Source organism: Pseudooceanicola aestuariicola (assembly GCF_045763785.1).
Taxonomy (GTDB): Bacteria; Pseudomonadota; Alphaproteobacteria; order Rhodobacterales; family Rhodobacteraceae; genus Pseudooceanicola.
The window spans coordinates 1,043,514-1,067,621 of sequence record NZ_JBJGSF010000001.1 but is presented as its reverse complement, the minus strand read 5'-3'; the positions used below and the strand labels follow the sequence as shown (position 1 = coordinate 1,067,621).

The following is a 24,108-nucleotide window of genomic DNA, read 5'->3' as shown; positions in this document are numbered from 1 at the left end:
CGCGGTGACCCACCACAATTTCTGCCAGAGGCGCATGTTGACACAAAACGTGAACAGGTGTAGAACAAAGGTTAACAACAGTCTCTTGAAGGAGCAGAGCAGTGCTGACCAAGAAACAACTCGACCTGCTAGAGTTCATTCATAAACGGGTGCAGCGCGATGGCGTGCCCCCGTCCTTTGACGAAATGAAAGAAGCTCTTGATCTGCGGTCGAAATCCGGCATCCACCGTCTGATTACGGCGCTTGAGGAACGCGGATTTATTCGCCGTCTGGCCCACCGTGCGCGGGCGATCGAGATCGTGAAACTGCCCGACAGCATGGGCGGTGGTGGCGACGCAGGCTTTACCCCGCGCGTGATCGAGGGTGGCCAATCCTCGGCCAAGCAGCCGTTGGGCGACACCATGGCGGTCGAAGCGGTGCATGCGCTGGAACTGCCGGTCATGGGCCGGATCGCCGCCGGTGTGCCGATCGAGGCAATCAACCAAGTGTCGCATCACGTCGCGGTGCCGGGATCGATGCTGTCAGGTTCGGGCAGCCACTTCGCGCTTGAGGTGCGGGGCGATTCCATGATCGACGCGGGCATCAACGACGGCGACGTCGTGGTGGTGCGGGAAACGACCTCGGCCGACAACGGCGACATCGTGGTCGCGCTGGTCGATGACCAAGAGGCGACGCTGAAACGCTTTTTCCGCCGCTCGGGCCAGATCGAACTGGTCGCGGCGAACCCTGCCTATGAAACCCGCGTGCTGCCCGACAACCGCGTCAAGGTGCAGGGCCGTCTGGTCGGGCTCATCCGCACCTACTGACGCCACAGCCGTTCGGCGCGAATAATCGCGTCATTCCAAAGCCTTCGGCCCGCCACTGCGCGGGCCGTTTGCAGTTTGCGCCCCTCTGGCGTGATCCAGATGGCCACCGCGCCGGTGTCGCGCAGGGTGGCGGGCGCAAAGACCTGACAGGGCAGCGGCGCAGGTGGGTCGTGGTTCAGGATCAAGATCTCCGTCGGATCACACTTGGCCACCGCTGCCGCGCGTTTGCCCGTCAGGTGATGGATGCCCTGCCCCGGCCAGCGCGCGGCTGCCCTGATCTGCTCTGCCCCGTCGCCATCGTTTTCCAACCAAACCCGCGCGGTGAAGCTGGCCGATTTTTCTCGGCTGACCGCGCGGCCTTGGTCTGTCATCACGCCGACCAACATGCCGCGATCTTCGATCAGAATGTCGGGCCTTTCGGCCTGCGCCCACAGCACGCCCGCCGCGATCAGGGGCACCACGCCGGTCCAGCGTCCCCGACCCTGCCACAGGGCGATCACCAGCCCGCCACCTGCGAACAAGGGCAGCACCCAAGCGTTCGGGGCCACCACATACCCCACCGCGCCCGGCAGGTCCGCCACCTGCGCCGCGACCCAGAGGATCCAGTTCAGCCCCCATCCCATGACGGTCAGCGGCAGCGCCTCCAGCCCCAAGGGCATGACGATCACCGCCAGCACGGCGGCGGGCATCACCAGCAGGCCCATGACAGGCACCGCCGTCAGGTTGGCGATCAAGCCATAGTGCGACAGCGTGTTGAAATGTGCCGCCCCGACCGGCGCCGTTGCCAGCCCCGCAACGGTTGACGATACGACCAGCGCAAACAGCCCCTTGGCCCATTTCGGCCAGTGCGATCCCACGCCCCGCAGCGCGGCAAAGACCGCGACAAGGGCGGTGGTCGCGGCAAAGGACATCTGGAACCCCGGCGACAACAGCGCTTCTGGCCTCAGGATCAGCACGACCAAAGCCGCCATCGCCAGCCCCCGCAGGGAAATCGCGCGCCGCCCCAGCACCAGCGCGACAAAGGCCACCGTCGCCATGACAAAGGCCCGTTCCGTCGCGATCGCCCCGCCCGACAACGCCAGATAGCCCGCCCCCGCCGCCACGGCGGTCAGTGCGGCAATCGACCGGATGGGCCAGTTCAGCGCCGTGTAAGGCACCGCCGCCCCCGCCACCCGAACCAGCGCAAAGACGAACCCTGCCACCAGCCCCATGTGCAGGCCCGAGATCGCCAGAAGATGCGCCAGATTGGTACGGCGCAGGCGGGTTGTGACCTGATCGCTTAGCGCGGATCGGTCGCCTGCGGTGATGGCGGCGGCAAAGGCTCCGGTGTCGCCCGGCAACACGTCGCGGATGCGGCTCGACAGTGCCATGCGGGCGCGGAACACAGGCAGCGCGCGCGGCTGTGCCGGGGACCAGACCATGACGGGCACGCGGGTATAGCCGATGGCCCCCAGCCGGTCGAACCATGTGTGGCGTTGGAAATCGAACCCGCCGGGTTCCACCGGCCCGCCCGGGGGCGACAGATGCGCCGTGCTTAGGATCAACTGCCCCGGTGCGGGCTGGATCGCCTGATCGCCATGCAGCGATATGCGCACCCGGGCGGGCGTCTTCGCGGGCGACACCCCCGGCAGGTAGACCCTGTCCAAGGTCAGACGCACCGCGTCCGATGCCGATCGGTCGATCTGCACCACCCTACCCTGCACCGGCCCGTAATGCCGCCAGCCTAGCACAGGGGCCGCCACAGATTGCGCCCGCGCCGCCGCCAGTGTCACACCCAGCAAAACCAGCGCCGCGGCCCACAGCGGTGGGCCACGCACAGGCCCCGCCCTTAAGGCCAGTCCAGCCACGACCAAGGCCCCCACCCCCAGCAATGCGACCAGCTTGCCGTCGGGTTCGGTGGGGGCGGCGAAATACAGGCCAATCCCCACCGCCAAGGCGACCGGAGACCATGGAAATAAGGCCCCGCGCTGGCGCAGGATCACCCCCGCTAACCAGACGAAAGGCATTGAAAGATAAGGACCAGACCAGCTCAGCCCCCGCTGCGGCACTTGTCACCCCCTTATGGGCCAGATAGATAACGCGCGATTGGCGCTCTCCCCCAGCATGGGCGCAACCTGGTAAAGGAAAGGTTACTTTCTCCCATGTCGGATACCGCGGCTTCCCAGCCCCCTGTCGTCACCCGCTTCGCCCCCTCGCCCACCGGCTTTTTGCACATCGGCGGGGCGCGCACGGCGCTGTTCAACTGGCTTTATGCCCGGGGCCGTGGCGGCAAGTTCCTGTTGCGCATCGAAGACACGGACCGCGAACGTTCGACCCCCGAAGCGACGGCGGCGATCCTTGCAGGCATGGATTGGCTGGGTCTGGATTATGATGGCGAGGCGGTTTCCCAATACGAACAGGCCGACCGTCACCGCGCCGTCGCGCTGGAACTGCTGGACGCCGGCAAAGCCTACAAGTGCTTTTCGACCCAGGAAGAAATTCAGGCGTTCCGCGATCAGGCGCGGGCCGAGGGCAAATCGACCCTGTTCCAATCGCCGTGGCGCGATGCCGATCCGTCGACCCACCCCGACGCGCCTTATGCCGTGCGCCTGAAGGCCCCCCGCGATGGTGAAACCGTCATCAAGGACGAGGTGCAGGGCGACGTGACCATCCGCAACGACCAGCTGGACGATCTGATCCTGCTGCGCTCTGACGGGAACCCGGTCTATATGCTGGCCGTGGTGGTGGACGATCACGATATGGGCGTGACCCATGTGATCCGGGGCGACGACCACCTGAACAACGCGGCGCGCCAGATGGCGATCATTCAGGCGATGGGCTGGCCCGTGCCGACCTATGCTCACATCCCCCTCATCCATGGCCCCGATGGCAAGAAGCTGTCCAAGCGTCACGGCGCCCTGGGCGTCGAGGAATACCGCGACATGGGATATCTGGCTGCTGGGATGCGCAATTACCTCACCCGCTTGGGGTGGAGCCATGGCGACGATGAATTCTTTACCGACGTGCAGGCCAAAGACTGGTTCGACCTGAAAGGCATCGGGAAATCGCCCGCGCGACTTGACTTCAAGAAGCTGGAAAACATCTGTGGTCAGCACATGGCAGCGGCCGACGATGCTGCGCTGCTGCAAGAGTTGAAATCCTATCTCGACGCGACAGGGGCTGGCCCGCTTTTGCATACCGTGGAACACAAAATTTCGCAGGCCCTGCCGTTCCTGAAAACGGGGGCCAAGACGTTCCCTCAACTTCTTGAAAAGGCTCACTTCTGCATTGCCGAACGCCCCATCGAGGTGGAAGAGAAAGCCGCCAAGAATCTGGGTGATGACAACCGGGCCATGCTGTCGGATTTGACGCCGCACCTGCAAAATGCTACGTGGACACGTCAGGATTTGGAGGCCTTATTGAACAGCTTTGCTGAAGAGCGCGGAGTGAAGTTCGGCCAATTGGCAGGCCCCTTGCGCGCGGCGCTCGCCGGACGGGCGGCCACACCCAGTGTTTTTGATATGATGATGGTTCTCGGGCAGGAGGAATCCTGCGCCAGGATCAAGGATGCCGCCGGATAATTCGGCACCGTAACGTTCCGGTTACCTGGAGCACGATAGAAGGGGCGCGATGGAATTGACCCGCGCGCGACAAGAGGAAGGGAAGCTATGACAGATACGAACAAAACGGCAACGCTAAGCCTTAAGGGCGAAACCTACGAACTGCCGATCCTTTCACCGACTGCGGGTCCGGATGTGCTTGATATTCGCAAGCTGTACAGCCAGGCAGATGTGTTCACGTTTGACCCGGGGTTCACCTCGACCGCGTCCTGCGACAGCTCGATCACCTATATCGATGGCGAAGCGGGCGTCTTGCTGCACCGCGGCTATCCGATCGATCAACTGGCCAGCCAGTCCCACTTCCTCGAAGTGTGCTACCTGCTGCTGTACGGTGCCCTGCCCACCGCCGCGCAGTTGGAAGATTTCGAAAGCCGCGTGACGAACCACACGATGGTGCACGAACAGATGCACCGCTTCTTCACCGGCTTCCGCCGTGATGCGCACCCGATGGCCGTGATGACCGGCGTCGTCGGCGCCATGTCGGCCTTCTACCACGACAGCACCGACATCCACGATCCCTGGCAGCGCGAGGTCGCCTCGATCCGCCTGATCGCCAAGATGCCGACGATCGCTGCGATGGCCTATAAGTACAACATCGGTCAGCCCTTCGTGTACCCGCGCAACGATCTGGACTATGCGTCCAACTTCCTGCGTATGTGTTTCAGCGTTCCGGCCGAAGACTATGTCGTCGACCCGATCCTGAGCCGCGCGATGGACCGTATCTTTACCCTGCACGCGGACCACGAACAGAACGCCTCGACCTCGACCGTGCGTCTGGCGTCGTCTTCGGGTGCGAACCCGTTCGCCTGTATCGCGGCTGGTATCGCATGTCTCTGGGGCCCTGCCCACGGTGGCGCGAACCAGGCATGTCTGGAAATGCTCAAGGAAATCGGCACGCCCGATCGCATTCCCGAATTCATCGCCCGCGCCAAGGACAAGAACGATCCGTTCCGCCTGATGGGCTTTGGCCACCGCGTCTACAAGAACTTCGACCCGCGCGCGACGGTGATGAAGGAATCCGCAGACGAGGTGCTGGAGCTTCTGGGTGTCGAAAACAACCCGATCCTCGCCACCGCGAAGGAACTGGAAAAACAGGCGCTGGACGATCCGTACTTTGCCGAGAAGAAGCTGTTCCCGAACGTGGACTTCTATTCCGGCATCATCCTTGAGGCGATGGGCTTCCCCACTTCGATGTTCACGCCGATCTTTGCGCTGTCGCGCACCGTTGGCTGGATTTCCCAGTGGAAAGAGATGATCGAGGATCCGGCGATGAAGATCGGCCGCCCCCGTCAGCTTTACACTGGCGAGACGCAGCGCGATTACGTGGACGTCGAAAAGCGCTGAGTACTTAGCGCGCTAGATTTGAAACCGCCGGGTCGAAAACCCGGCGGTTTTTGTTTGGATACTCATTTTCTTGGTGTCGCTTAGTCCGTTGTGGCTAGGTTTCGATACGCCGGGCATCGATTGCAGCCGTTTTGTCATATTACTGAGGGCTGCGCCGACCCGGGGTGGCGCCATAGCGCCGCCCATGGGGCGGGCCCCTCTCGGGCGATTGCTTCGCAATCCCCTGCCGGGCAATGGGACACTGCCCGGCGTGCCGCCGGGCGGGACACATAATTAGCGAAATTAGAAACCCTTTCGGTTAGCGATGACCGCAGGTTTAGCAGGCCAAGCCGAGCCCTAAGCCCCCAGCACAGACCCATCATGGCTGCGCCCGTTGGCCCGGCGGCGGCGCAGGCGTTCGTTGATGACGCGCGCATGATGCCCGCGGGCCAGTACCCGTGCGGGCGGCTGGGCGGCGGGGCCCATTGCAAGCTCTGGCAGGATCTCTTCGATCTCCTGACGCAGCTCAATTGGCAATTTCCGCCGCGCCTCATCCCCGATCAATAGGCTCTCGGTCGGCAGGCCGTTGGCATAGATGACCTCGTGGCGGTCCAGCAGGATATGGCGATAGGTGACGCCAGCCTTGACCCGCGGCTTTTGGATATAACGCAGCTTTTCCAAATGCTTGACCGCGATCAGCAGCTCTTCATCGCCGAACATCTTGGCCATCAGCCGCCCGCCGATCAGCAACCGGTGCTGCGGTGACAGGGTCAGGTCGGTCATCGGCATACCGGGGCCGAAACATCCCGATTTTACCTTATACGGGCTCAGGTGCGGTTTGGCCTTCAGGTCTTCCAGCGACAGTTCGGTCGCGCCGATCCAGCGGATCGGTTGCAGGCCGTTGTCGCGGGTCATGACCATGTCGCCCACTTTCAGATCGGTGATCGGCACCATGCCATAGGCTGTCAGGATCAGCGCGTCGTCACTGAAACAGGCGACAAAGCTTAATTGGTCCCGGTTGAACTGGTCCATCCCGTCGTAGGACGAACTGGTAATCCCGGTGATCTCGAACGAACTGACGCCCTTGTCGTCCAAGCTCGTCTGCGTGTTGTAGATCGTCAGGAACAGCGCGCCGGTCTGATCCTGAAACACTACGAAGGTGTCCGTCAGCGTCGTGCCATCGGCATAGGTGACGGTGCCCGTGACAACCGCCGCCGAGTCGGGCTGCGTCGTGACGGGCGTGCCGTTCAGCGTGTAGCTGATCGTATCCGGCGTGCCGTTGTCGCTGTGGTCCATCGTCAGGACGTTGTCGGTGTCGGTCCCCGACCCGTCGGTAGGAGAGTTCGTAACGATGTCCAGACGGTCTTTGTAAAGCGGAGAGCCTGCCGATCCGTAGGTCCCGATCAGGCTGGCTTGGCCTTCCATATCCTTGTCGGTTTCGTCCGTATCCAGATCGGCGAACGTACCGAGATAAAGGGCTGATATGGTGACGTTATTTGCCACAGGTCTGCTCTAATCTCACTTCCCACGCCTGTGTACAGGCACCTAGAAACTAACGATCAAATAAGGCAGAACTGTGGCAGGGGGCAAAGGCGCCTTTGCAGAATTGTAGCAATTTGTGTCAGATTTTAAGTGGCTTAGCGCCCCTCGAACCTGGCCGGTCGCTTCTCGATGAAGGCCAACACGCCCTCTTTGAAATCGCGCGACTGACCAGCCTTGCCCTGCAACTTGCCCTCTAGGTCAAGCTGATCGCCAAGGTCGTTGCCCCAGTTTTCGCGGATGGATTTCTTGATCATCCCGAAGGCGATGGTCGGGCCATTGGCCAGATAATCCGCACGGGCGTTCCAGTTGGCTTCAAACTCGGTATCCGGCACCGCTTCCCAGATCATGCCCCAGGCGTCGGCGTCGCGGGCGCTGATCTTGTCGGCAAACAGCGCCGCGCCCATGGCCTTGGGCGCACCGATGGACCGGGGCAGCCAATAGGTGCCGCCCGCGTCGGGGATCAGGCCGATGCGACTGAAAGCCTGCAGGAAATAGGCGGACTCGGTCGCGATCACCACGTCGCAGGACAGCGCAATGTTGGCCCCTGCCCCGGCGGCCGGACCGTTGACGGCGGCGATGACGGGAACCTCGGCCTCATCGATGGCGCGGATCAGCGGCTGGTATTCGTCGCGCAACACCCGCTCCAGATCGGGGTTGGCGATATCCGTCCCGTCGCTCAGATCCTGCCCCGAACAAAAGGCCGGACCATTGCCCGTCAGCACGATGACCCGCGCGTCCTTGGCGGATTTGCGCACGGCATCCGCCAGCTCGGCCCGCATCTGGGCGTTCAGGGCGTTGTACTTATCGGGGCGGTTCAGACGGATCACCGCCTTGCCGTCGGTGATATCGCAGGTGATGGTCTGGTAGTCGGTCATCGCTGTCTCCTCTTTGCGCGCAGCACACCCGTTGGGGCCCCCGCGCGCAAGAGGAACATCACGTCAGCGGTTCAGAATTTCGTCCAGCTTGGATCGCTCATCATCGCTCAGCGCATCTTCGGTCGCTTGGGACCGGCGGCGCAGGTAGGTGAACCCGATCAGGAGGGCAAGGATCAGCATCACAGGCCCCGCCCCCCAAAGCACCCAGTTCGACCCGCCGGTGCGCGGGTTCAGCAGCACGTATTCGCCGTAGCGGTCGGTGACAAACTCGATCACCTCGTCATCCGTATCGCCTGCCACAAGACGTTCGCGGACCAGCAGGCGCAGGTCGCGGGCCAGTTCGGCGTTGCTGTCGTCGATGTTCTCGTTCCGGCAGACAAGGCAGCGCAGCCCTTTGGACAGGTCGCGGGCGCGTTCTTCCAACACCGGATCGTCAAGAATTTCATCGGGTTGTACGGCCCCTGCGGTCACGGGGGCCAATGCCAGCATCACGATCAGGAAGACAGATTTCATCAGCCGGGTCATTCCGCAGGCACCCCTTGCATCCGGGTTTTGCGTGCACCAGCGGCGACGCGGTAGCGGCGGTCCGACAGGCTGAACGCCCCGCCGATCGCCATCAGGATCGCGCCCCCCCAGATCCAGTTGGCCAAGGGTTTGACATAGGACCGGAAGGCCCAGCCGCCGCCGTCCTGTGGATCACCAATGACCACATAGACGTCGCGCAGGAACCCGTTGTCGATCCCCGCTTCGGTCGTGGGCATCTGCGCCACGGGGTAGAAGCGTTTTTCGGGGTCGAGCTTCGCGATGAAAGTGCCGTTGCGCGACAGGCTGACATGCCCGGTGGTCGAGATATAGTTCGGCCCCTGCACCCGTTCGACGCTGTCCAGCGTGATGTCATACCCCGCCAGCGTCAGGCTGTCGCCTTCCTGCATGACGCGGATGTCTTCGGATTGCCACGCCAACAGGCCTGCGATTCCTGCGATGGTCACCCCCAGACCGGCATGAGCGATCACCCGGCCGTAGTCCGAGCGCTGCAGCCGCAACAGGCGCGAGATCGGGGAATTGCCCTTCTTGGACCACAGGTCGGTCAGCGCGCCCGTCACCAGCCACGCGCCCAGCATCAGCCCGATCGGGCCCATGGCGCTGTTGCCGGTCTGCATCGCGTAGACCAGCGCCAGAACAGCCACAGACAGTGCGAAAGCCGGCACCAGTTTGCGCAGTACGCGGCCCATTTTGCCGCGCTTCCACGGCATCATGGCCCCGATGGGCAAGGCCATGCCAAGCGCCACGAAGAAGGGCGTGAAGGCCATGTTGAAGAACGGCTCTCCGACCGAGAGTTTGCGGTCGAACAGCAGTTCACTGACCAGCGGCCAGATGGTGCCGACAAAGACGACCAACGCGGACACGGCCAGCAGGATGTTGTTCAGCACCAGCATCGACTCGCGGCTGGTGATGGCAAAGACACCCTTGGAGGACAGCACCTCGGCCCGGGCGGCGAAGAGGGTCAGCGCCCCGCCCATGAACAGCGCGGTGATGCCCAGCAGGAAGACGCCCCGCTCGGGGTCCGTGGCGAAGGCGTGGACCGATGTGATGATGCCAGAGCGGGTGATGAAGGCCCCGATCAGCGAAAAGCCAAAGGCGACAATGGCCAGAAGGATGGTCCAGCTTTTCAGGCTTTCGCGTTTTTCGACCACGATGGCGGAATGCAACAGCGCCGCAGCAATCAGCCATGGCATGAAGGATGCGTTTTCGACCGGATCCCAGAACCAGAAGCCGCCCCAACCCAATTCGTAATAGGCCCACCACGATCCCAATGCGATACCGATGGTCAGGAACACCCAGGCCGCCAGCGTCCAGGGGCGCACCCAACGGCCCCATGCGGCGTCGACGCGGCCTTCGATCAGGGCAGCGACGGCGAAGCTGAACGCCATGCTCAGGCCCACGTAGCCGAGGTAAAGGAACGGCGGATGGAACGCCAGACCGGGGTCCTGCAAAAGCGGGTTCAGGTCTTTGCCGTCCAGCGGCGGCACCACGAGGCGCAGGAACGGGTTCGAAGTGAACAGAAGAAACGCCAGAAACGCCAGCCCGATGCCCCCCTGCACCGCCAGCACCCGCGCCTTGAGCGTCGGGGGCAGCGCGGCTCCGAACCACGACGCCGAGGCGCCGAACAGCGCAAGGATCAGGATCCACAGCAGCATTGAGCCTTCGTGGTTCCCCCAGACGCCCGTGACCTTATAGAGCATCGGTTTCAGCGAGTGGGAGTTCTGCATCACCAGGCGCAAAGAGAAATCCGAGGTCACGAAGGCATAGGTCAGCGCGGCGAAGGAAAACGCCACCAGCAGGAACTGGGCGTTCGCCGCAGGGTCCGCGACGGCCATCCAGCCGGGCCAGCGCTTATGCGCGCCGATCAAGGGGACGACAGTCTGAATCAGCGCGACGCAAAGCGCGAGGATCAGGGCGAAATGACCGAGTTCAGTAACCATGGATGCGGTTATAAAGATGTGTTCAGGCATGGCCAATAACTTCCGTTGGATATGTAGGTTCACATTGTCGCGGGGGGCGTGATGCGAGCGCAGTAACCCAACTGACATGTTGCAAGAGCGCTAAGGGCAGCGCCCGGCCCGAGGGTGGGCGCAAAAGCGCCCGCCCATGGGGGCGGGGCGGGCGCTGCCCGGCGTTTCCGCCGGGCGGATCCCATGATCGAGGAAGGCTTTGTGTAGGTGAAACGCGTAGTGAATCGCACCTACGACGCGTCCCTCGCCCGCCAGTCCTCGAGCGCCGCGTTCGGGCCATCTTCGTTCAGTGCCCGGATCGCCTTGGTGTTGTCGATCACCACGGGCACGCGGGCCAAGGTCCGTGCGATGTCGCGCTGAAACTCTTGCCCCTTCAGCTGGTGCCGTGCGCCAAAGTAGAAACTGACCACCGCGCCCATCAGCCACCACAGCGGCTCTGGCACCAAGGCCAGCCCCTGCATGCGTTCGGCGAACCACAGCGGATCGACCATGGCCATCACAAACAGACCAATCGTTCCGAGAGCGAGCGCGGGACGCGGCAATCGGTTGACCGCGTCCATCAACGTGTCGAACAGGGACCGCGTGGCGCGGAACTCTGCCCTGTGCTGATCCAGCGCCGCGCCAAGGCGATCCAGTTCGCGGGCGCCTGCGGATTCTGCATTCTCTCGAAAGACTTGCGCGGTCTCAACAATGGCATTGCGCCCGCCGCCGAAGACCGTGTTCAGAAGCGTGCCGATCAATCCCATTGCGCGACCCTTTCGCGGAACTTCTGTTCTGTCATGTGATAGCGGGGGGAAATGAAGTGTTCGGCCCTTTTGATCCAGCCGCCCTTCCCGCCGGCGCGGGTCCGCGCGAATTTGCGGCTGGCGGGACGGCGGTCGGCCAATGCGAAGTAGTAATTTCGGCGCGCAATCCCATAGGCGTCGGCCAGATGATCGGGTGCGGCCTCGGCCGCCTGATGCGCGGCCTGGATCGTCGCGGGGCCGATGACACCGTCGTCGGCCAGCGGGTAACCCATCTGGGTCAGCAGCCGCTGAAGGATCTGCACCGCGTTACTGCCCGCGTTGACCTGCATGTCGAAGACGGTTTCCCACAAAACCTCGGGCAGTTCCGCGATGCGGGGCCGATGGAAATAGCGGTCCATGTAGATGTCGATCGCGCGATCCCGGCTCAGCGCGCGGACATCGTCGGGGGTGATCTGGCCATCGCCTGTCAGGTCGAGGCCCAGTTGCCGCATGGTGTGGATCGTGACGCCGTGATTGGTCGCGCCGCCGGGGTCGTCCGGGTCGTTCACATAGCCGCCTTCGCGGGCGACGATATCGGATGCCATCTGCCTGATATGGAGCATGTTCTGCCTCTTTGTTGTTATGCGAGGAAGGATGCCGGGAGATGGTGAATGAGTGGTTATGGGTGCGTGCGGTAGGGTGCTGGGGCGGTTGGGATTTTTGGTGGGGGGGCATGGCGGGGTGAACCCCGCCCTACGGGGCGCGGCGCGATCCGGTGGGGCTTGGTGTAGGGCGGGCTTCAGCCCGCCTAAGCGTCGTGTAAGGTGGGTTGAAAACCCACCCTACGGGCCGGTGTAGGGTGGGTTTGTAACCCACCTGTGCCCGATCAGTTCGTTTCAGGTTCCTGATAAACGCCCTGTTCCTTCAACGCGTCCACGACCTCTTTCGGCATGTAGCTTTCGTCGTGTTTCGCAAGGATTTCAGTGGCTTCAAACGTCCCGCCCACGTAACGGCCCGTGCCGATCATGCCTTGGTTTTCGGCAAACAGATCGGGCAGGATCCCGGTGAAGGTCACCGGGATCGTGGCATTGCCATCCGTGACCGAAAAGCTGATCGTTTCGCCCTGCCCACGCTGCAGCGACCCTTCAGAGACCAGACCACCGATGCGGAACACCTCGTTCGGGGCGGGCGGCTCTTCGGCGACCTGAGTGGGCGAGCGGAAGAAGTTGATGCCGTCCTTCATCGCGTATCCGACCAGCCCGGTCGCCACGGCCAAGGCCACGAAGGCCAGCACGATGATCTGGATACGGCGTTGTTTCTTCAGACCCTTCATCAGAACCTCACGGGAACAGCGGGGCCATCATCAGCCCCTGGGTTTCCGGCAGGCCCAGCATCAGGTTGGCGTTCTGCAACGCCTGCCCCGAGGAACCTTTGCACAGGTTGTCCAGCGCGGTGACAACGATGGCGCGGCCGTCGATCCGGTCGCCCGTCACGCCGATATGCACGAAGTTCGAGCCGCGCACATCGTGGGTCGAGGGCGTCTGGCCGAAGGGCAGAACCTGAACGAAGGGTTCGTCCTGATAGGCGGCGACCAGCGCGTCATAGACGGCCTGCGGATTGCCCGAAACGTAGCCGGTGGAAAGGATCCCCCGGTTCACCGGCAGCAGGTGCGGGGTGAACTGGATTTGCACCGGTCGACCGGCCAAGAGGCTGAATTCCTGATCGAATTCGCCTTGGTGACGGTGCGTGCCGCCCACGGCATAGGCGTTGTAGCCTTCGGACAGTTCGGCGTGCAGCAGGTTCTCCTTCAGCGACCGCCCTGCCCCGGAGACGGCGCATTTCATGTCGAGGATGATGTCGTCCAATCCGATCACGCCCGCGCTGATCAACGGCCGCAGGGTGAACTGACCCGTCGCCGCGTTACAGCCCGTGCCCGCCACCAGACGCGCTTTGGCAATGTCGTCGCGGTAGAATTCGGTCAGGCCATAGACGGCCTCTTTCTGCATCTCGACGGCGGCGTGGTCGTTTCCGTACCACTTCTTATAAGCCTCGGGGTCGCGCAGCCGGAAATCGGCGGAAAGATCCACGATCTTCAGCGTCGTAGGAAGCTGAGAGATCACCTCTTGCGAGGTTTTGTGCGGCAGGGCGCAGAAGGCCAGATCGATGGCGGAGAAATCAATCTGTTCCCACGTCACCAGTTCCGGCAGGTCCAGATGGCGCAGGAACGGGAAGACATCCGCCATTTTCATGCCCGCCTTGGAATTGGCGGCCAGCGCTGCAATCTCCATCCCCGGATGGGAGGAGATGAGCCGGATAAGTTCAGCGCCCGTGTAGCCGGATGCGCCGATGATCGCGATTTTCTTGGTCATAGTGTAACCCTTGGGGTCGGACGTCGTCTGACGTCAAAATAGGAAGTCTTGGCGCGTCGCGCCAGTTACGCTGCGGTGAACGTGATTTTTCGTCGCAGGAATTGCGTCGCACGGGCCGACACACGGGCGGGATCGCCGGTGGTCAGGAACATCGACTCTGTCCCCTCGCCCACAAACTCGGGCCGCCGGGTCAGGTAATCCGCAAGGCTGGAGGCCACGAGGTTCGCCTGAGAGTAGACGGTCACATCGGGGCCAAGCGCGTCCTGAAATTCCTTTTCCATCAAAGGGTAATGGGTGCAGCCAAGGATCGCGGCCTCGGGGCGCGGCATCTTGCGTTTCAGCGCGTCGACGTGGGACCGGACCAGCGCTTCGGCAAGGATCATATCGCCTTCTTCAATCGCATCGACCACACCGCCGCAGGCCTGCGCTTCGACGTCGACGCCGATGGCGCGGAAGGCCAGTTCACGCTGGAACGCGCGGCTGGCCACGGTCGCGGGCGTCGCAAACAGGGCCACGTTGTTCACCGCGACCTGCCGGGGCGGAGAGTTGTCGCCCCATTGCCGTTCGGTCAGCGCCTCGATCAGGGGGACCATGACGCCCAGCACGCGTTTGTCTGATGGCACCCAGTTTTCCTGCATCCGGCGCAATGCGGCCGACGCGGCGGTATTGCAGGCAAGGATCACCAGATCGCAGCCGTGGTCGAACATCTTGGCCACGGCGCTGCAGGTCAGATCATAAATATCGTCGGCATCGCGCACGCCATAGGGCGCGTTGGCGTTATCGCCGAAGTAGATGAAGGGCACGTCAGGCAGGCGTTTGGACACCGCATCCAGTACGGTCAGCCCGCCAAGGCCGCTGTCGAAAATGCCTACTGCCATTGCTTTGCCCTTAGTAAACCTTGCGCGGGGCATCCCCGCTGCGGTGCTTATCCTCGAATTCGAAGCCGTATTCAAAGGATTTAAGCGGCTCGGGTGACAGGGCGTAGGTGCGGCGGCGCAGGAAATCCATCAGGGCACGGGTGTCACCGGCGTGCTGATTGATATCGTCGCGCGAAATCGGGTCGCCGATGACGACCTCGACGGGCGTGCCGATGCGGGACCGGAACTCCTTGATCAGCAGGCCCATGCGCAGGGTTGAATGCAGGTGGCTGGCCAGTTGGAACAGGCGCGAGGTATGGCCCGCGAAGAACATCGGAACCACGGTCGCTTCGGACTTGGTGATCATGCGGGCGGTAAAGCCGCGCCAGCCGGGGTCCATGGGGCGTGAAAAGGGTTTCAGGCCGGTCGAGACGGTGCCGCCGGGAAAGACCCCGATCGCGCCGCCATCGGCAAGGTATTTCAGCGCAGTCTTGCGGGTTTCAATGTTCTGCTGAACGGCCTCTTTCGTTTCATCAAAAGAGATCGGCAGGATCACGCGGTTGATATCCTCGGCTTTGCGAAAGACCGAGTTCGCGAGGATGCGGAAATCGCCGCGCCTTTGTTGCAGAAGGTGGCCCATCATCAACCCGTCGAGGATCCCGTAAGGGTGGTTGGCGATCAGGATCAGCGGGCCAGTTTCGGAGATATTCTCCAACGCGCCGCCCGCGACGGACAGCGACAGGCGGTAGCGGTCGACCATGACCTGCCAGAAGTCCTTTCCGCTTTCCACCTCGGCCGCGTAGCCATCGGCGCGTTTGATCAGGCCGGGGCGGCCCGTCACATTCTCCATCACCCGGATCAGGGTGCGCCCCCCGCGCGTGGCGGCGGAATGGGCATAGGATATGTCGCGCGCGATCTGGCGGTTGGTGGGTTTATCGGGCGGGGTCTGGGCGGTCATTTGGCCTCTCTCCTTCCCTTAGATGTAGTGGGTTCGTGCGGTCCGATCTAGGGGGTATGCGAGGGGCCGCTTAGGGCAGCGTCCTGCCTTCATCTTTCCAAAAATACTCCCGCCGGAGGCGCAGGGGACCATCTGCTCGACAGTCGAATGGCGCAGCGATCCCAATCAAACGTACCGCCCGGTGTGAAACACCGGGCAGCGCCCCGTTGCCTGGCAGGTGTTTGCAGGCAAACTCCGAGAAGGGACCTCCCCCCGGAGGGCGCTTTGGCGATGTCATTCGCGGCTCATATACCTTTTATGCTTTTGAGAGATTGCATATCCCAAGCCGAGCTAGCGCCCTCCAGGTCGGACGCTGCCCTCCGCGCTGTGTTCGAAAAACGAAATCGACCATTACTCCGCCGCCTTATCCATCGCGCCGCCAGACCGGAATGTCGCCAGCAGAGCTTCCCGTTCTTTCGCCGCTTTGGCTTCGTTGGCCTGTTTCACCGGGCCGAAGCCGCGGATCTTCAGCGGCAGTTCGGCGATGGCCACCGCCACGTCATGCGTGGCCGGGGTGACGGCGCCCAAGACCTCTTTCATGTCGGTCTCGTACTGCTTGATCAGGGCGCGCTCCATCTTACGCTCCTCGGTCCGGCCAAAGGGGTCAAGCGGAGTGCCGCGCAAGCCCTTCAGCCCCGCGAGCACACGCAGTGGCGTCCGCATCCACGGGCCGAACTTGCGCTTTTCCGGGCGACCGTCGGGGCCGGTCTTGGCAAGGATCGGTGGGGACATGTGATAGGACATGCGGAAATCGCCATCGAACTCTGCCCGGGCCTTCTCTTCGGTCGATAGCAGCAGGCGCGCCACTTCGTATTCGTCCTTGTATCCCAATAGCTTGTGATAGCCCTTGGCGACCGCCAGACGCAGCGTGTCATCTTCGATCCCGTCGACCAGTTTGCGATACCGCTTGGCCAGCCGCCGCCCGGTATGGGCGCGCAGGTGGTCGGCGCGGGTGGCGATCTGGTCCGCGATGGTGGGCGGCAGGTCAGTCACCGTGGCGGTGGCGCGTTTCGCGGCCTCTTCGGGATGCAGCGCGGCCCAGCGGCCGATGGCGAAGGCCTGCAGGTTCTTGTCGATGGCGGCCCCGTTCAGACGGATCGCGCCTTCGATGGCGTCCAGCGACAGGGGCAGCAGGCCGTTTTGCCACGCAGCGCCCAGCACCATGATGTTGGAGAAGATCGAGTCGCCCATGACCACCCGCGCCAGTTCCGACGCATCGAACAGGGCCGCGCGGTCGCCCAGACGGGCCTGCAGCTGAAGCTCTAACCGATCAAAGGGGATCTGGAATTCGGTGTCGCGGGTGAAATCACCGGTGATGATCTGGTGAGAGTTCACCACAGCGCCGGTCTGCCCCTGTTTGGTCAGGCCCAGCGTTTTCGCCCCGGCGCTGACGACCAGATCACCGCCGATCAGCGCGTGTGCTTCGCCCGTGGCGACGCGTATGGCGCTGATATCTTCGGGCTTTTCCGCCAGACGGACGTGGATGTGCACCGCGCCGCCCTTCTGGGCCAACCCGGCCATCTCCATCATGCCAGCGCCTTTGCCGTCCAGTTGCGCGGCCTGCGCCAGCAGCGCGCCGACCGTGACGACGCCCGTGCCGCCAACGCCGGTGATGACGACGTTATGGGTGCCATTGATCGCGGGCAGCGTGGGGGCTGGCAGGTCCGGCAGGTCGATCCCCTGCCCGATGGCCTTTTTCACCTTGGCCCCTTCAAGCGTCACGAAAGACGGGCAGAAGCCCTTGAGACAGCTGAAGTCCTTGTTGCAGGAGGATTGGTCGATCTGACGCTTGCGGCCAAATTCGGTTTCCTTAGGTACGATCGACACGCAGTTCGATTGCACCCCGCAGTCGCCGCAGCCTTCGCAGACGTCAGAGTTGATGAACACACGCTGATCCGGGTCGGGGAATTGGCCGCGCTTGCGGCGGCGGCGTTTTTCGGCGGCGCAGGTCTGGATGTAGAGGATCGCGCTGACGCCTTCGACCTTGGTCAGGTCCTGCTGCACCGAGTCCATTTCGGCCCGTTCATGCCAACCGACATCGGCAGGGAAATCTTCGCGGCGCGGTTCTTCCTTTTCGTCAAAGACCACTTCGATCCGTTTGACGCCCATGGCGCTAAGCTCGCGGGCGATCTTGTCGGCGGTCAGCCCGCCTTCGTTCTTTTGCCCGCCGGTCATTGCGACCGCGTCGTTGAAGAGGATCTTGTAGGTGATGTTCACACCGCTGGCCAAGGCCGCGCGGATCGCCTGAATGCCAGAGTGGTTGTAGGTGCCGTCGCCAAGGTTCTGGAACACATGGCCCCGTTCGCTGAACGGCGCTTCGCCGATCCAGTTGGCCCCTTCGGCGCCCATATGGGTGAACCCAAGGGTGGAGCGGTCCATCCACTGCACCATATAATGACAGCCGATCCCCGCATAGGCCCGCGACCCGTCCGGCACCTTGGTCGAGGTGTTGTGCGGGCAGCCAGAGCAGAAGTACGGCAGGCGCGCCGCGATTTCGGGCGCGTTGTCGTTGCGCTTGGCCTCTTCCAGAGCGGTGAGGCCCGCGCGGATGCGGTCGGTGTCGCGCCCCTCTCCGATCAGGATCGCGCCAAGTTTCTGGGCGATCATGATCGGGTCCAGCGCCTGTTTGGTCTGGAACAGCTCCGGCCCGTGCATGGAGCCTGCGCCGCCGCCCATGTGCCAGCCCCAGACGCGGCGGCCATTGCGATCGTCGAAGATGGCTTCTTTGATCTGCACTTCGATCAGTTTGCGCTTTTCCTCGACCACGACGATCAGGTCGAGCCCCTCGGCCCAGTCGTGAAAGCCCGCCATATCCAGCGGCCAGACCTGCGCGACTTTGTAGGTGGTGATGCCAAGGCGTTCGGCCTCGGCCTCATCAATTCCAAGCAGCGACAGGGCGTGCACGAGGTCGAGCCAGTTCTTGCCAGCGGCCACAAAGCCGATCTTGGCGCCGGGTTTGCCCCAGACGCGTTTGTCGATCTTGTTGGCGCGGGCAAAGGCCTCGGCGGCAAAGCGTTTGTGATCGATCATCCGCGCCTCTTGTTCAGGCGGAGAATCGACGAGGCGGATGTTCAACCCGCCGTCGGGCATGTCGTAGTCAGTGGGCAGGACAAGGTTCATCCGGTCGGGGCGGCCATCGACGACGGCCGTGGCTTCAACCGTGTCTTTCATCGTCTTGAGGCCCACCCAAAGGCCAGAGTAGCGGCTAAGCGCGTAGCCATATACGCCAAGGTCAAGGATTTCCTGAACGCCCGCGGGGCTGACGATGGGCATATAGGCATCGACCAGCGCCCATTCGGACTGGTGCAGCACGGTCGAGGATTCACCGGTGTGGTCGTCCCCCATGGCCATCAGCACACCGCCGTTGGGCGACGTGCCTGCCATGTTGGCGTGTTTCATCGCATCGCCGGAGCGGTCGACGCCCGGCCCCTTGCCATACCAAAGGCCAAAGACGCCATCAAAGCGCCCTTCGCCACGCAGTTCAGCCTGTTGTGCGCCCCACAGCGCCGTGGCGGCGAGATCTTCGTTCAGACCTTCCTGAAATTTCACGTCCGCTTCGGCCAGTTGTTTGGCCGCGCGGGTCATCTGCATATCGACCGCGCCCAAGGGGGACCCGCGGTAGCCGGTGACATAGCCGGCGGTGTTCAAGCCTGCCAGCCGGTCACGCTCCTTCTGGATCAGCATCAACCGGACCAAGGCCTGGGTGCCGTTCAACAGGACGGGGCTTTTCGTCAGATCAAAGCGATCAGACAGCGAAATGTCTTGTTTTGTCATGATGTCCTCCCTGCTTAATGATAGCGCATAAAAAGGTCATAAAACATGACCATTATGAGAAATGCCCCAGTTTAACCTTAACGCTTCGGTGCTAAGTCGGTATGGGAACGTTAATTACCAGCATGGTATAAGGACAGGCAGAAAGTTACGGGTATGGACTGGGACAAGCTTAGAATCTTTCACGCGGTGGCCGATGCGGGCAGCCTGACCCATGCGGGCGATGCGCTGCACCTGTCGCAATCGGCGGTGTCCCGCCAAATCCGCGGGCTTGAGGAATCGCTGAACACCACCCTGTTTCACCGCCACGCACGGGGACTGATTCTTACCGAACAGGGCGAATTGCTGTTCGATGCTACCCGCGCCATGGCGAAACGTCTGGACGCCGCGACCGCGCGCATTCGCGACAGCGAAGAAGAGGTGTTCGGCGAATTGCGCGTGACCACGACCATCGGGTTCGGATCGCTGTGGCTGGCCCCGCGCCTGCCCAAGCTGTACGAAAAGTACCCCGATCTGAAGATCGACCTGATGCTGGAAGAACGCGTGCTGGACCTGCCGATGCGCGAAGCTGACGTTGCGATCCGGATGAAGGAACCCAGCCAGGCGGACCTGATCCGCAAACGTCTGATGTCCCTGCGGATGCGGCTTTACGCTAGCCCCGGGTATCTGGATCGGCGTGGACGGCTGGATCAGATCGAAGACATCGCCAAGCATCGTCTGATCTGTCAGAACCCCGCCACGCCGCAGGTTGGCGCGGGCGCGCAGCTTGTGCAGGAGTTGATGACCTATGATGTCGCCTCGACCCTGACGGTGAACAACTACTTCGGGGTGTTGCAGGCGGTGCTGAACGATCTGGGGATCGGCGTGCTGCCGGATTATCTGGTCGAGGATTTCCCGCAATTGGAACGCGTGCTGCCAGAGGTGGAATCGCAAGAGGTGCCGATCTTCCTCGCCTTCCCTGAAGAGCTGCGCCATTCCAAACGCGTCGCGGCCTTTCGGGATTTCGTTCAGGAAGAGATCATCACGCTGCGTCGAAACCTGCGGGAACAGGCCGGAGAGTGATCTTCGGGCCGCAGCGCTAACTGGTAGCGCTCACCGCGACTCTTGCGCCACACGCATATCAGCTTTGCTGCTGCTGCGGCATTTTGGAGCTTGCGCGACTCAGGGGTCGCTCATATCTCGGCTTTCGAAGGTGATGATGCCTAAGGTTTCATCACCATCATACCTCCCTGTTGGACTTGGCCGGACTTTATGTCCGGCCTTTTTTTTTGCGCTTGCGGTTTTTGTGGCGGGCGATAACGGGCGGTTTCAATGTTTATTCGCGACCTGTAACTTGTTCGCCCTGCTTAAGTAGGGCAGCGCCCGACCCGAGGGGGGGCGCAAAAGCGCCCGCCCATGGGGGCGGGTCGGGCGCTGCCCGGCGCAACCGCCGGGCGGGACAGCCGATAAACGTTAAAAAAGGTCGCGGAAACATCCTTCAACATCCTGGACCACTATATATACAGTCGCCCCCTTCCCCCCTCGGCTCACCTGTCGTAAAGACCACCCAAACTGGATTTGGGGGATCACATGCAGGAACCGGCCATTACCGAAGAGCTGATCGCAAGCCACGGGATCAAGCCCGATGAATACGCCGAGATCCTGCGCATCCTGAACCGGGAACCGACGTTCACAGAACTTGGCATCTTTTCGGCCATGTGGAACGAGCATTGTTCCTACAAATCGTCGAAGAAATGGCTGCGTACCCTGCCGACCGAAGGCCCTCAGGTCATCTGCGGCCCCGGTGAGAACGCAGGCATCGTGGACATCGGTGACGGCCAGTGCGTCGTCTTCAAGATGGAGAGCCACAACCACCCGTCCTATATCGAACCCTATCAGGGCGCGGCCACCGGCGTGGGTGGCATCCTGCGCGACGTGTTCACCATGGGTGCGCGCCCCATCGCTGCGATGAACTCGCTGTCGTTCGGGGAAAAGGACCACTGGAAAACGCGGCAGCTGGTGCATGGCGTGGTCGAAGGTGTCGGCGGATACGGCAACTGCTTTGGCGTGCCGACCGTGGGCGGTGAGGTCCGGTTTGATCCCGCCTACAACGGCAACTGTCTGGTGAACGCCTTTGCCGCCGGTCTGGCCGAGACGGACAACATTTTCTATTCCGCCGCATCGGGCGTTGGGATGCCTGTGGTCTACCTTGGCGCCAAAACGGGCCGCGACGGGGTTGGCGGGGCCACCATGGCCTCGGCCGAGTTCGACGAGACGATCGAGGAAAAGCGCCCCACCGTTCAGGTTGGCGACCCTTTCACCGAAAAGCGCCTGATGGAAGCGACGCTTGAGCTGATGCAGACGGGCGCGGTGATCTCTATCCAAGACATGGGCGCGGCGGGTCTGACCTGTTCGGCCGTGGAAATGGGCGACAAGGGTGGTCTGGGCATCCGGCTGGATCTGGATTCTGTCCCCTGCCGCGAACAGGCGATGACCGCGTATGAGATGATGCTGTCGGAATCGCAGGAACGGATGCTGATGGTTCTGCGTCCCGAGAAGGAAGCCGAAGCCAAGGCCGTGTTCGACAAATGGGACCTCGACTTCGCTATCGTGGGCGAAACGATCCCCGAAGACCGGTTCCTGATCCAGTATCAGGGCAAGACATGGGCCGACCTGCCCCTGTCCAAACTGTCGTCCATGGCGCCGGAGTATGACCGTCCGCACCAGCCGACGGATGTGAACGCCGATCTGGACGATATTCCGGCGGTCGATCCGATCGACGGGCTGAAGGCGCTGATCGCTTCGCCCAACTATTGTTCGCGCCAGTGGGTCTATGAGCAGTACGACAGCCAGGTGATGGCCGACACGATGCGGATTCCCGGCTTTGGCGCGGGCGTGATCCGGGTGCACGGCACGAAAAAGGCGCTGGCGTTCACGTCGGACGTGACGCCGCGGTATGTCAAAGCGAACCCGGTCGAAGGCGGCAAGCAGGCCGTGGCCGAGGCGTTCCGCAACCTGATCGCCGCAGGCGCGAAGCCTTTGGCAAGCACCGACAACCTGAACTTTGGCAACCCGGAAAAGCCCGAGATCATGGGCCAGTTCGTCGGCGCCATTCAGGGCATTGGCGCGGCGTGTACCGCGCTGGACATGCCGATCGTGTCGGGCAACGTGTCGCTGTATAACGAAACCGATGGTCAGGCGATCCTGCCGACGCCGACGATTGGCGCGGTGGGCCTCATCGAGGATGCGGACCAAGCGATCACCGGGATTGCGCGTGACGGTCACGTCGCGCTGCTGGTGGGTGAAACGGCGGGCCATCTGGGCCAGTCGGCGCTTTTGGCCGAGGTCTTTGGCCGGGTCGAGGGCGATGCGCCCCATGTCGATCTGGCGGCTGAACGCGCGGCGGGTGATTTCATTCTGGCGAACCGAGAGCACATCAAAGCCTGCACCGACCTGTCGGACGGTGGTCTGGCGCTGGCGGCGTTCGAGATGGCCGAAGCGTCGGGCGTGGGCGTCGTGCTGGACGACAGCGATCAGGGGCAGCTGTTTGGCGAAGATCAGGGCCGGTATCTGATCGCCTGCAACTTTGATCAGGCCGAGGCGCTGATGGTTGCCGCCGGTCAGGCAGGCGTAAAGATCACCACCGTGGGCAAGTTCACCGGCGACACGGTCAGCATGGGCGGGTCTTCGGCCACGCTGGAAGAGCTGTCGGAGATCTATCGCGGGGCGTTCGGCGGGCATTTCAGCTGAGGCCTCGATCGCCTTTCTCGCTGGTTGTTATCCGACGCTAGACTTAGAAAATTAGGGCTGCGCCGTCCCGAGGGGGGGGGGCATTTGCGCCGCCCCATTGGGGCGGGACGGCGCAGCCCGGCTTAAACGCCGGGCGGGACCTATGATCGACTTGCCCGCAAGAGGGCTTTTCAGCCACCTCCACCAGCTTGCAACGCATCCCCCGCACGATTACATCTTTCTCAAAGACATCAACGACAGGCTTACCATGCCCATTACGGCCCAGGACATCGAAGACCTTATCCGCGAAACCTTCCCCGACGCGCAAATCGCCGTGCAGGGCGATGACGGCCAGCATTTCGCGGCCACGGTCGTGGACGAAAGCTTTCGTGGCAAGAACCGCGTACAGCAACAGCGCGCCGTTTATGCTGCGCTGAAGGGCAAGATGGACGGTTCTGCCGGAGAATTGCACGCGCTGGCGCTGACCACCCGCGCGCCCGAATAATCACCGCCCCCGCATGGGGCCGAGAAAGGACGAGACAATGAGCGACGCCAAGACCCGCATCGACGAGACCGTGAAATCCAACGACGTGGTGCTGTATATGAAGGGCACCAAGTCCATGCCTCAGTGCGGGTTTTCGTCCCGCGTGGCGGGTGTGCTGAACTACATGGGCGTGGAGTATTCCGACGTGAACGTGCTGGCGGACGAAGAAATCCGTCAGGGCATCAAAGAGTATTCCGATTGGCCGACCATCCCGCAGCTTTACGTGAAGGGTGAATTTGTCGGCGGCTGCGACATCATCACCGAAATGACCCTGTCCGGAGAGTTGGACACGTTGTTCGAAGAAAATGGCGTGAGCTACGACAAAGACGCGGCCGAGAAGATCCGGGCGGCGAACGGCTGAGCCTGCTGACAGTCTGAATTGAGAAGGCCGGGTGTAATGCCCGGCCTTTTTGTTTTGGGTGACCGACGCATAGCGCCCGCCTCTGCCCCGTCGAAGTTTCGTGACGGAAGCGCGGAAA

General features: G+C 62.6%; 19 protein-coding genes. 7 read left to right on the top strand and 12 right to left on the bottom strand.

Annotated elements, in window-relative coordinates:
• Positions 1 to 101: 101 nt before the first annotated feature.
• The gene (lexA, locus tag ACI3GR_RS04840; protein WP_407492935.1) at positions 102 to 806 is read left to right on the top strand and encodes a transcriptional repressor LexA; all 705 of its coding nucleotides are present in this window, start codon (positions 102 to 104) and stop codon (positions 804 to 806) included.
• On the opposite strand, the gene ACI3GR_RS04835 is transcribed toward lexA, so the two are convergent.
• Entirely contained in the window at positions 800 to 2,788 is a 1,989-nt protein-coding gene (locus ACI3GR_RS04835) for a ComEC/Rec2 family competence protein (RefSeq protein ID WP_407492934.1), read from the bottom strand. The genes lexA and ACI3GR_RS04835 overlap by 7 nt on opposite strands.
• A 159-nt stretch (positions 2,789 to 2,947) precedes the next feature.
• Here ACI3GR_RS04835 and gltX point away from each other — a divergent pair, with 159 nt between their 5' ends.
• Both gltX and gltA read left to right on the top strand, forming a co-directional pair.
• Complete coding sequence (gene gltX / locus ACI3GR_RS04830; protein WP_407492933.1) at positions 2,948 to 4,366, top strand: glutamate--tRNA ligase; 1,419 nt, start codon at positions 2,948 to 2,950, stop codon at positions 4,364 to 4,366.
• Between the two features lie 87 nt (positions 4,367 to 4,453).
• Positions 4,454 to 5,749: a citrate synthase gene (gene gltA, locus ACI3GR_RS04825; protein ID WP_407492932.1), complete on the top strand. Its 1,296-nt coding sequence runs from the start codon at positions 4,454 to 4,456 to the stop codon at positions 5,747 to 5,749.
• Between the two features lie 336 nt (positions 5,750 to 6,085).
• Here gltA and ACI3GR_RS04820 read toward each other — a convergent pair whose 3' ends face one another.
• The 11 genes from ACI3GR_RS04820 to ACI3GR_RS04770 form a co-directional block, all read right to left on the bottom strand.
• Entirely contained in the window at positions 6,086 to 7,231 is a 1,146-nt protein-coding gene (locus tag ACI3GR_RS04820) for a Hint domain-containing protein (protein ID WP_407492931.1), read from the bottom strand.
• Positions 7,232 to 7,365: 134 nt separating this feature from the next.
• Positions 7,366 to 8,145, bottom strand: coding sequence for an enoyl-CoA hydratase-related protein (locus ACI3GR_RS04815; protein WP_407492930.1), 780 nt, complete (start codon positions 8,143 to 8,145; stop codon positions 7,366 to 7,368).
• A gap of 63 nt (positions 8,146 to 8,208) precedes the next feature.
• Positions 8,209 to 8,670, bottom strand: coding sequence for a cytochrome c-type biogenesis protein (locus ACI3GR_RS04810; protein WP_407492929.1), 462 nt, complete (start codon positions 8,668 to 8,670; stop codon positions 8,209 to 8,211).
• A complete protein-coding gene (locus ACI3GR_RS04805) occupies positions 8,667 to 10,628 on the bottom strand; it encodes a heme lyase CcmF/NrfE family subunit (RefSeq protein WP_407492928.1) in 1,962 nt (653 codons plus the stop codon). The genes ACI3GR_RS04810 and ACI3GR_RS04805 overlap by 4 nt, the downstream gene beginning before the upstream one ends.
• A 260-nt stretch (positions 10,629 to 10,888) precedes the next feature.
• Positions 10,889 to 11,404, bottom strand: a complete 516-nt coding sequence (locus ACI3GR_RS04800) for a holin family protein (protein ID WP_407492926.1) — start codon at positions 11,402 to 11,404, stop codon at positions 10,889 to 10,891.
• The gene (locus ACI3GR_RS04795; RefSeq protein WP_407492925.1) at positions 11,395 to 12,006 is read right to left on the bottom strand and encodes a holin-associated N-acetylmuramidase; all 612 of its coding nucleotides are present in this window, start codon (positions 12,004 to 12,006) and stop codon (positions 11,395 to 11,397) included. The genes ACI3GR_RS04800 and ACI3GR_RS04795 overlap by 10 nt, the downstream gene beginning before the upstream one ends.
• Positions 12,007 to 12,269: 263 nt before the next feature.
• Entirely contained in the window at positions 12,270 to 12,716 is a 447-nt protein-coding gene (ccmE, locus tag ACI3GR_RS04790; RefSeq protein WP_407492923.1) for a cytochrome c maturation protein CcmE, read from the bottom strand.
• Between the two features lie 7 nt (positions 12,717 to 12,723).
• Positions 12,724 to 13,752, bottom strand: a complete 1,029-nt coding sequence (argC, locus tag ACI3GR_RS04785; RefSeq protein WP_407492922.1) for an N-acetyl-gamma-glutamyl-phosphate reductase — start codon at positions 13,750 to 13,752, stop codon at positions 12,724 to 12,726.
• 65 nt (positions 13,753 to 13,817) lie between these two features.
• Positions 13,818 to 14,630 (bottom strand): glutamate racemase, encoded by an 813-nt coding sequence (locus ACI3GR_RS04780; RefSeq protein ID WP_407492921.1) that lies wholly within the window; start codon positions 14,628 to 14,630, stop codon positions 13,818 to 13,820.
• A 10-nt stretch (positions 14,631 to 14,640) separates the two neighbouring features.
• The gene (locus ACI3GR_RS04775; RefSeq protein ID WP_407492920.1) at positions 14,641 to 15,567 is read right to left on the bottom strand and encodes a lysophospholipid acyltransferase family protein; all 927 of its coding nucleotides are present in this window, start codon (positions 15,565 to 15,567) and stop codon (positions 14,641 to 14,643) included.
• Positions 15,568 to 15,957: 390 nt separating this feature from the next.
• Positions 15,958 to 19,380 carry an indolepyruvate ferredoxin oxidoreductase family protein gene (locus ACI3GR_RS04770; protein ID WP_407492919.1) on the bottom strand — a complete coding sequence of 1,141 codons (3,423 nt, stop codon included), beginning with the start codon at positions 19,378 to 19,380 and terminating at the stop codon, positions 15,958 to 15,960.
• A 153-nt stretch (positions 19,381 to 19,533) separates the two neighbouring features.
• Between ACI3GR_RS04770 and ACI3GR_RS04765 the strand changes: the two genes are divergently transcribed.
• The 4 genes from ACI3GR_RS04765 to grxD all read left to right on the top strand — a co-directional run bounded on the left by ACI3GR_RS04765 (position 19,534) and on the right by grxD (position 23,990).
• Positions 19,534 to 20,439 (top strand): LysR family transcriptional regulator, encoded by a 906-nt coding sequence (locus ACI3GR_RS04765; RefSeq protein ID WP_407492918.1) that lies wholly within the window; start codon positions 19,534 to 19,536, stop codon positions 20,437 to 20,439.
• 507 nt (positions 20,440 to 20,946) lie between these two features.
• Positions 20,947 to 23,106 (top strand): phosphoribosylformylglycinamidine synthase subunit PurL, encoded by a 2,160-nt coding sequence (purL, locus tag ACI3GR_RS04760; RefSeq protein WP_407492917.1) that lies wholly within the window; start codon positions 20,947 to 20,949, stop codon positions 23,104 to 23,106.
• Between the two features lie 247 nt (positions 23,107 to 23,353).
• Positions 23,354 to 23,590: a BolA family protein gene (locus ACI3GR_RS04755; RefSeq protein ID WP_407492915.1), complete on the top strand. Its 237-nt coding sequence runs from the start codon at positions 23,354 to 23,356 to the stop codon at positions 23,588 to 23,590.
• A 37-nt stretch (positions 23,591 to 23,627) separates the two neighbouring features.
• Positions 23,628 to 23,990 carry a Grx4 family monothiol glutaredoxin gene (grxD, locus tag ACI3GR_RS04750; protein ID WP_407492914.1) on the top strand — a complete coding sequence of 121 codons (363 nt, stop codon included), beginning with the start codon at positions 23,628 to 23,630 and terminating at the stop codon, positions 23,988 to 23,990.
• Positions 23,991 to 24,108: the final 118 nt, after the last annotated feature.

Excerpts from the sequence above, each read along its gene's own strand:
- argC (WP_407492922.1), bottom strand. The coding sequence starts at position 13,752 with ATGACCAAGAAAATCGCGATCATCGGCGCATCCGGCTACACGGGCGCT.
- ACI3GR_RS04805 (WP_407492928.1), bottom strand. The coding sequence starts at position 10,628 with ATGGTTACTGAACTCGGTCATTTCGCCCTGATCCTCGCGCTTTGCGTC.
- ccmE (WP_407492923.1), bottom strand. The coding sequence starts at position 12,716 with ATGAAGGGTCTGAAGAAACAACGCCGTATCCAGATCATCGTGCTGGCC.
- ACI3GR_RS04780 (WP_407492921.1), bottom strand. The coding sequence starts at position 14,630 with ATGGCAGTAGGCATTTTCGACAGCGGCCTTGGCGGGCTGACCGTACTG.
- ACI3GR_RS04765 (WP_407492918.1), top strand. The coding sequence starts at position 19,534 with ATGGACTGGGACAAGCTTAGAATCTTTCACGCGGTGGCCGATGCGGGC.
- ACI3GR_RS04815 (WP_407492930.1), bottom strand. The coding sequence starts at position 8,145 with ATGACCGACTACCAGACCATCACCTGCGATATCACCGACGGCAAGGCG.
- gltX (WP_407492933.1), top strand. The coding sequence starts at position 2,948 with ATGTCGGATACCGCGGCTTCCCAGCCCCCTGTCGTCACCCGCTTCGCC.
- ACI3GR_RS04775 (WP_407492920.1), bottom strand. The coding sequence starts at position 15,567 with ATGACCGCCCAGACCCCGCCCGATAAACCCACCAACCGCCAGATCGCG.
- purL (WP_407492917.1), top strand. The coding sequence starts at position 20,947 with ATGCAGGAACCGGCCATTACCGAAGAGCTGATCGCAAGCCACGGGATC.
- ACI3GR_RS04770 (WP_407492919.1), bottom strand. The coding sequence starts at position 19,380 with ATGACAAAACAAGACATTTCGCTGTCTGATCGCTTTGATCTGACGAAA.
- ACI3GR_RS04795 (WP_407492925.1), bottom strand. The coding sequence starts at position 12,006 with ATGCTCCATATCAGGCAGATGGCATCCGATATCGTCGCCCGCGAAGGC.
- ACI3GR_RS04810 (WP_407492929.1), bottom strand. The coding sequence starts at position 8,670 with ATGACCCGGCTGATGAAATCTGTCTTCCTGATCGTGATGCTGGCATTG.
- ACI3GR_RS04755 (WP_407492915.1), top strand. The coding sequence starts at position 23,354 with ATGCCCATTACGGCCCAGGACATCGAAGACCTTATCCGCGAAACCTTC.
- ACI3GR_RS04800 (WP_407492926.1), bottom strand. The coding sequence starts at position 11,404 with ATGGGATTGATCGGCACGCTTCTGAACACGGTCTTCGGCGGCGGGCGC.
- gltA (WP_407492932.1), top strand. The coding sequence starts at position 4,454 with ATGACAGATACGAACAAAACGGCAACGCTAAGCCTTAAGGGCGAAACC.
- grxD (WP_407492914.1), top strand. The coding sequence starts at position 23,628 with ATGAGCGACGCCAAGACCCGCATCGACGAGACCGTGAAATCCAACGAC.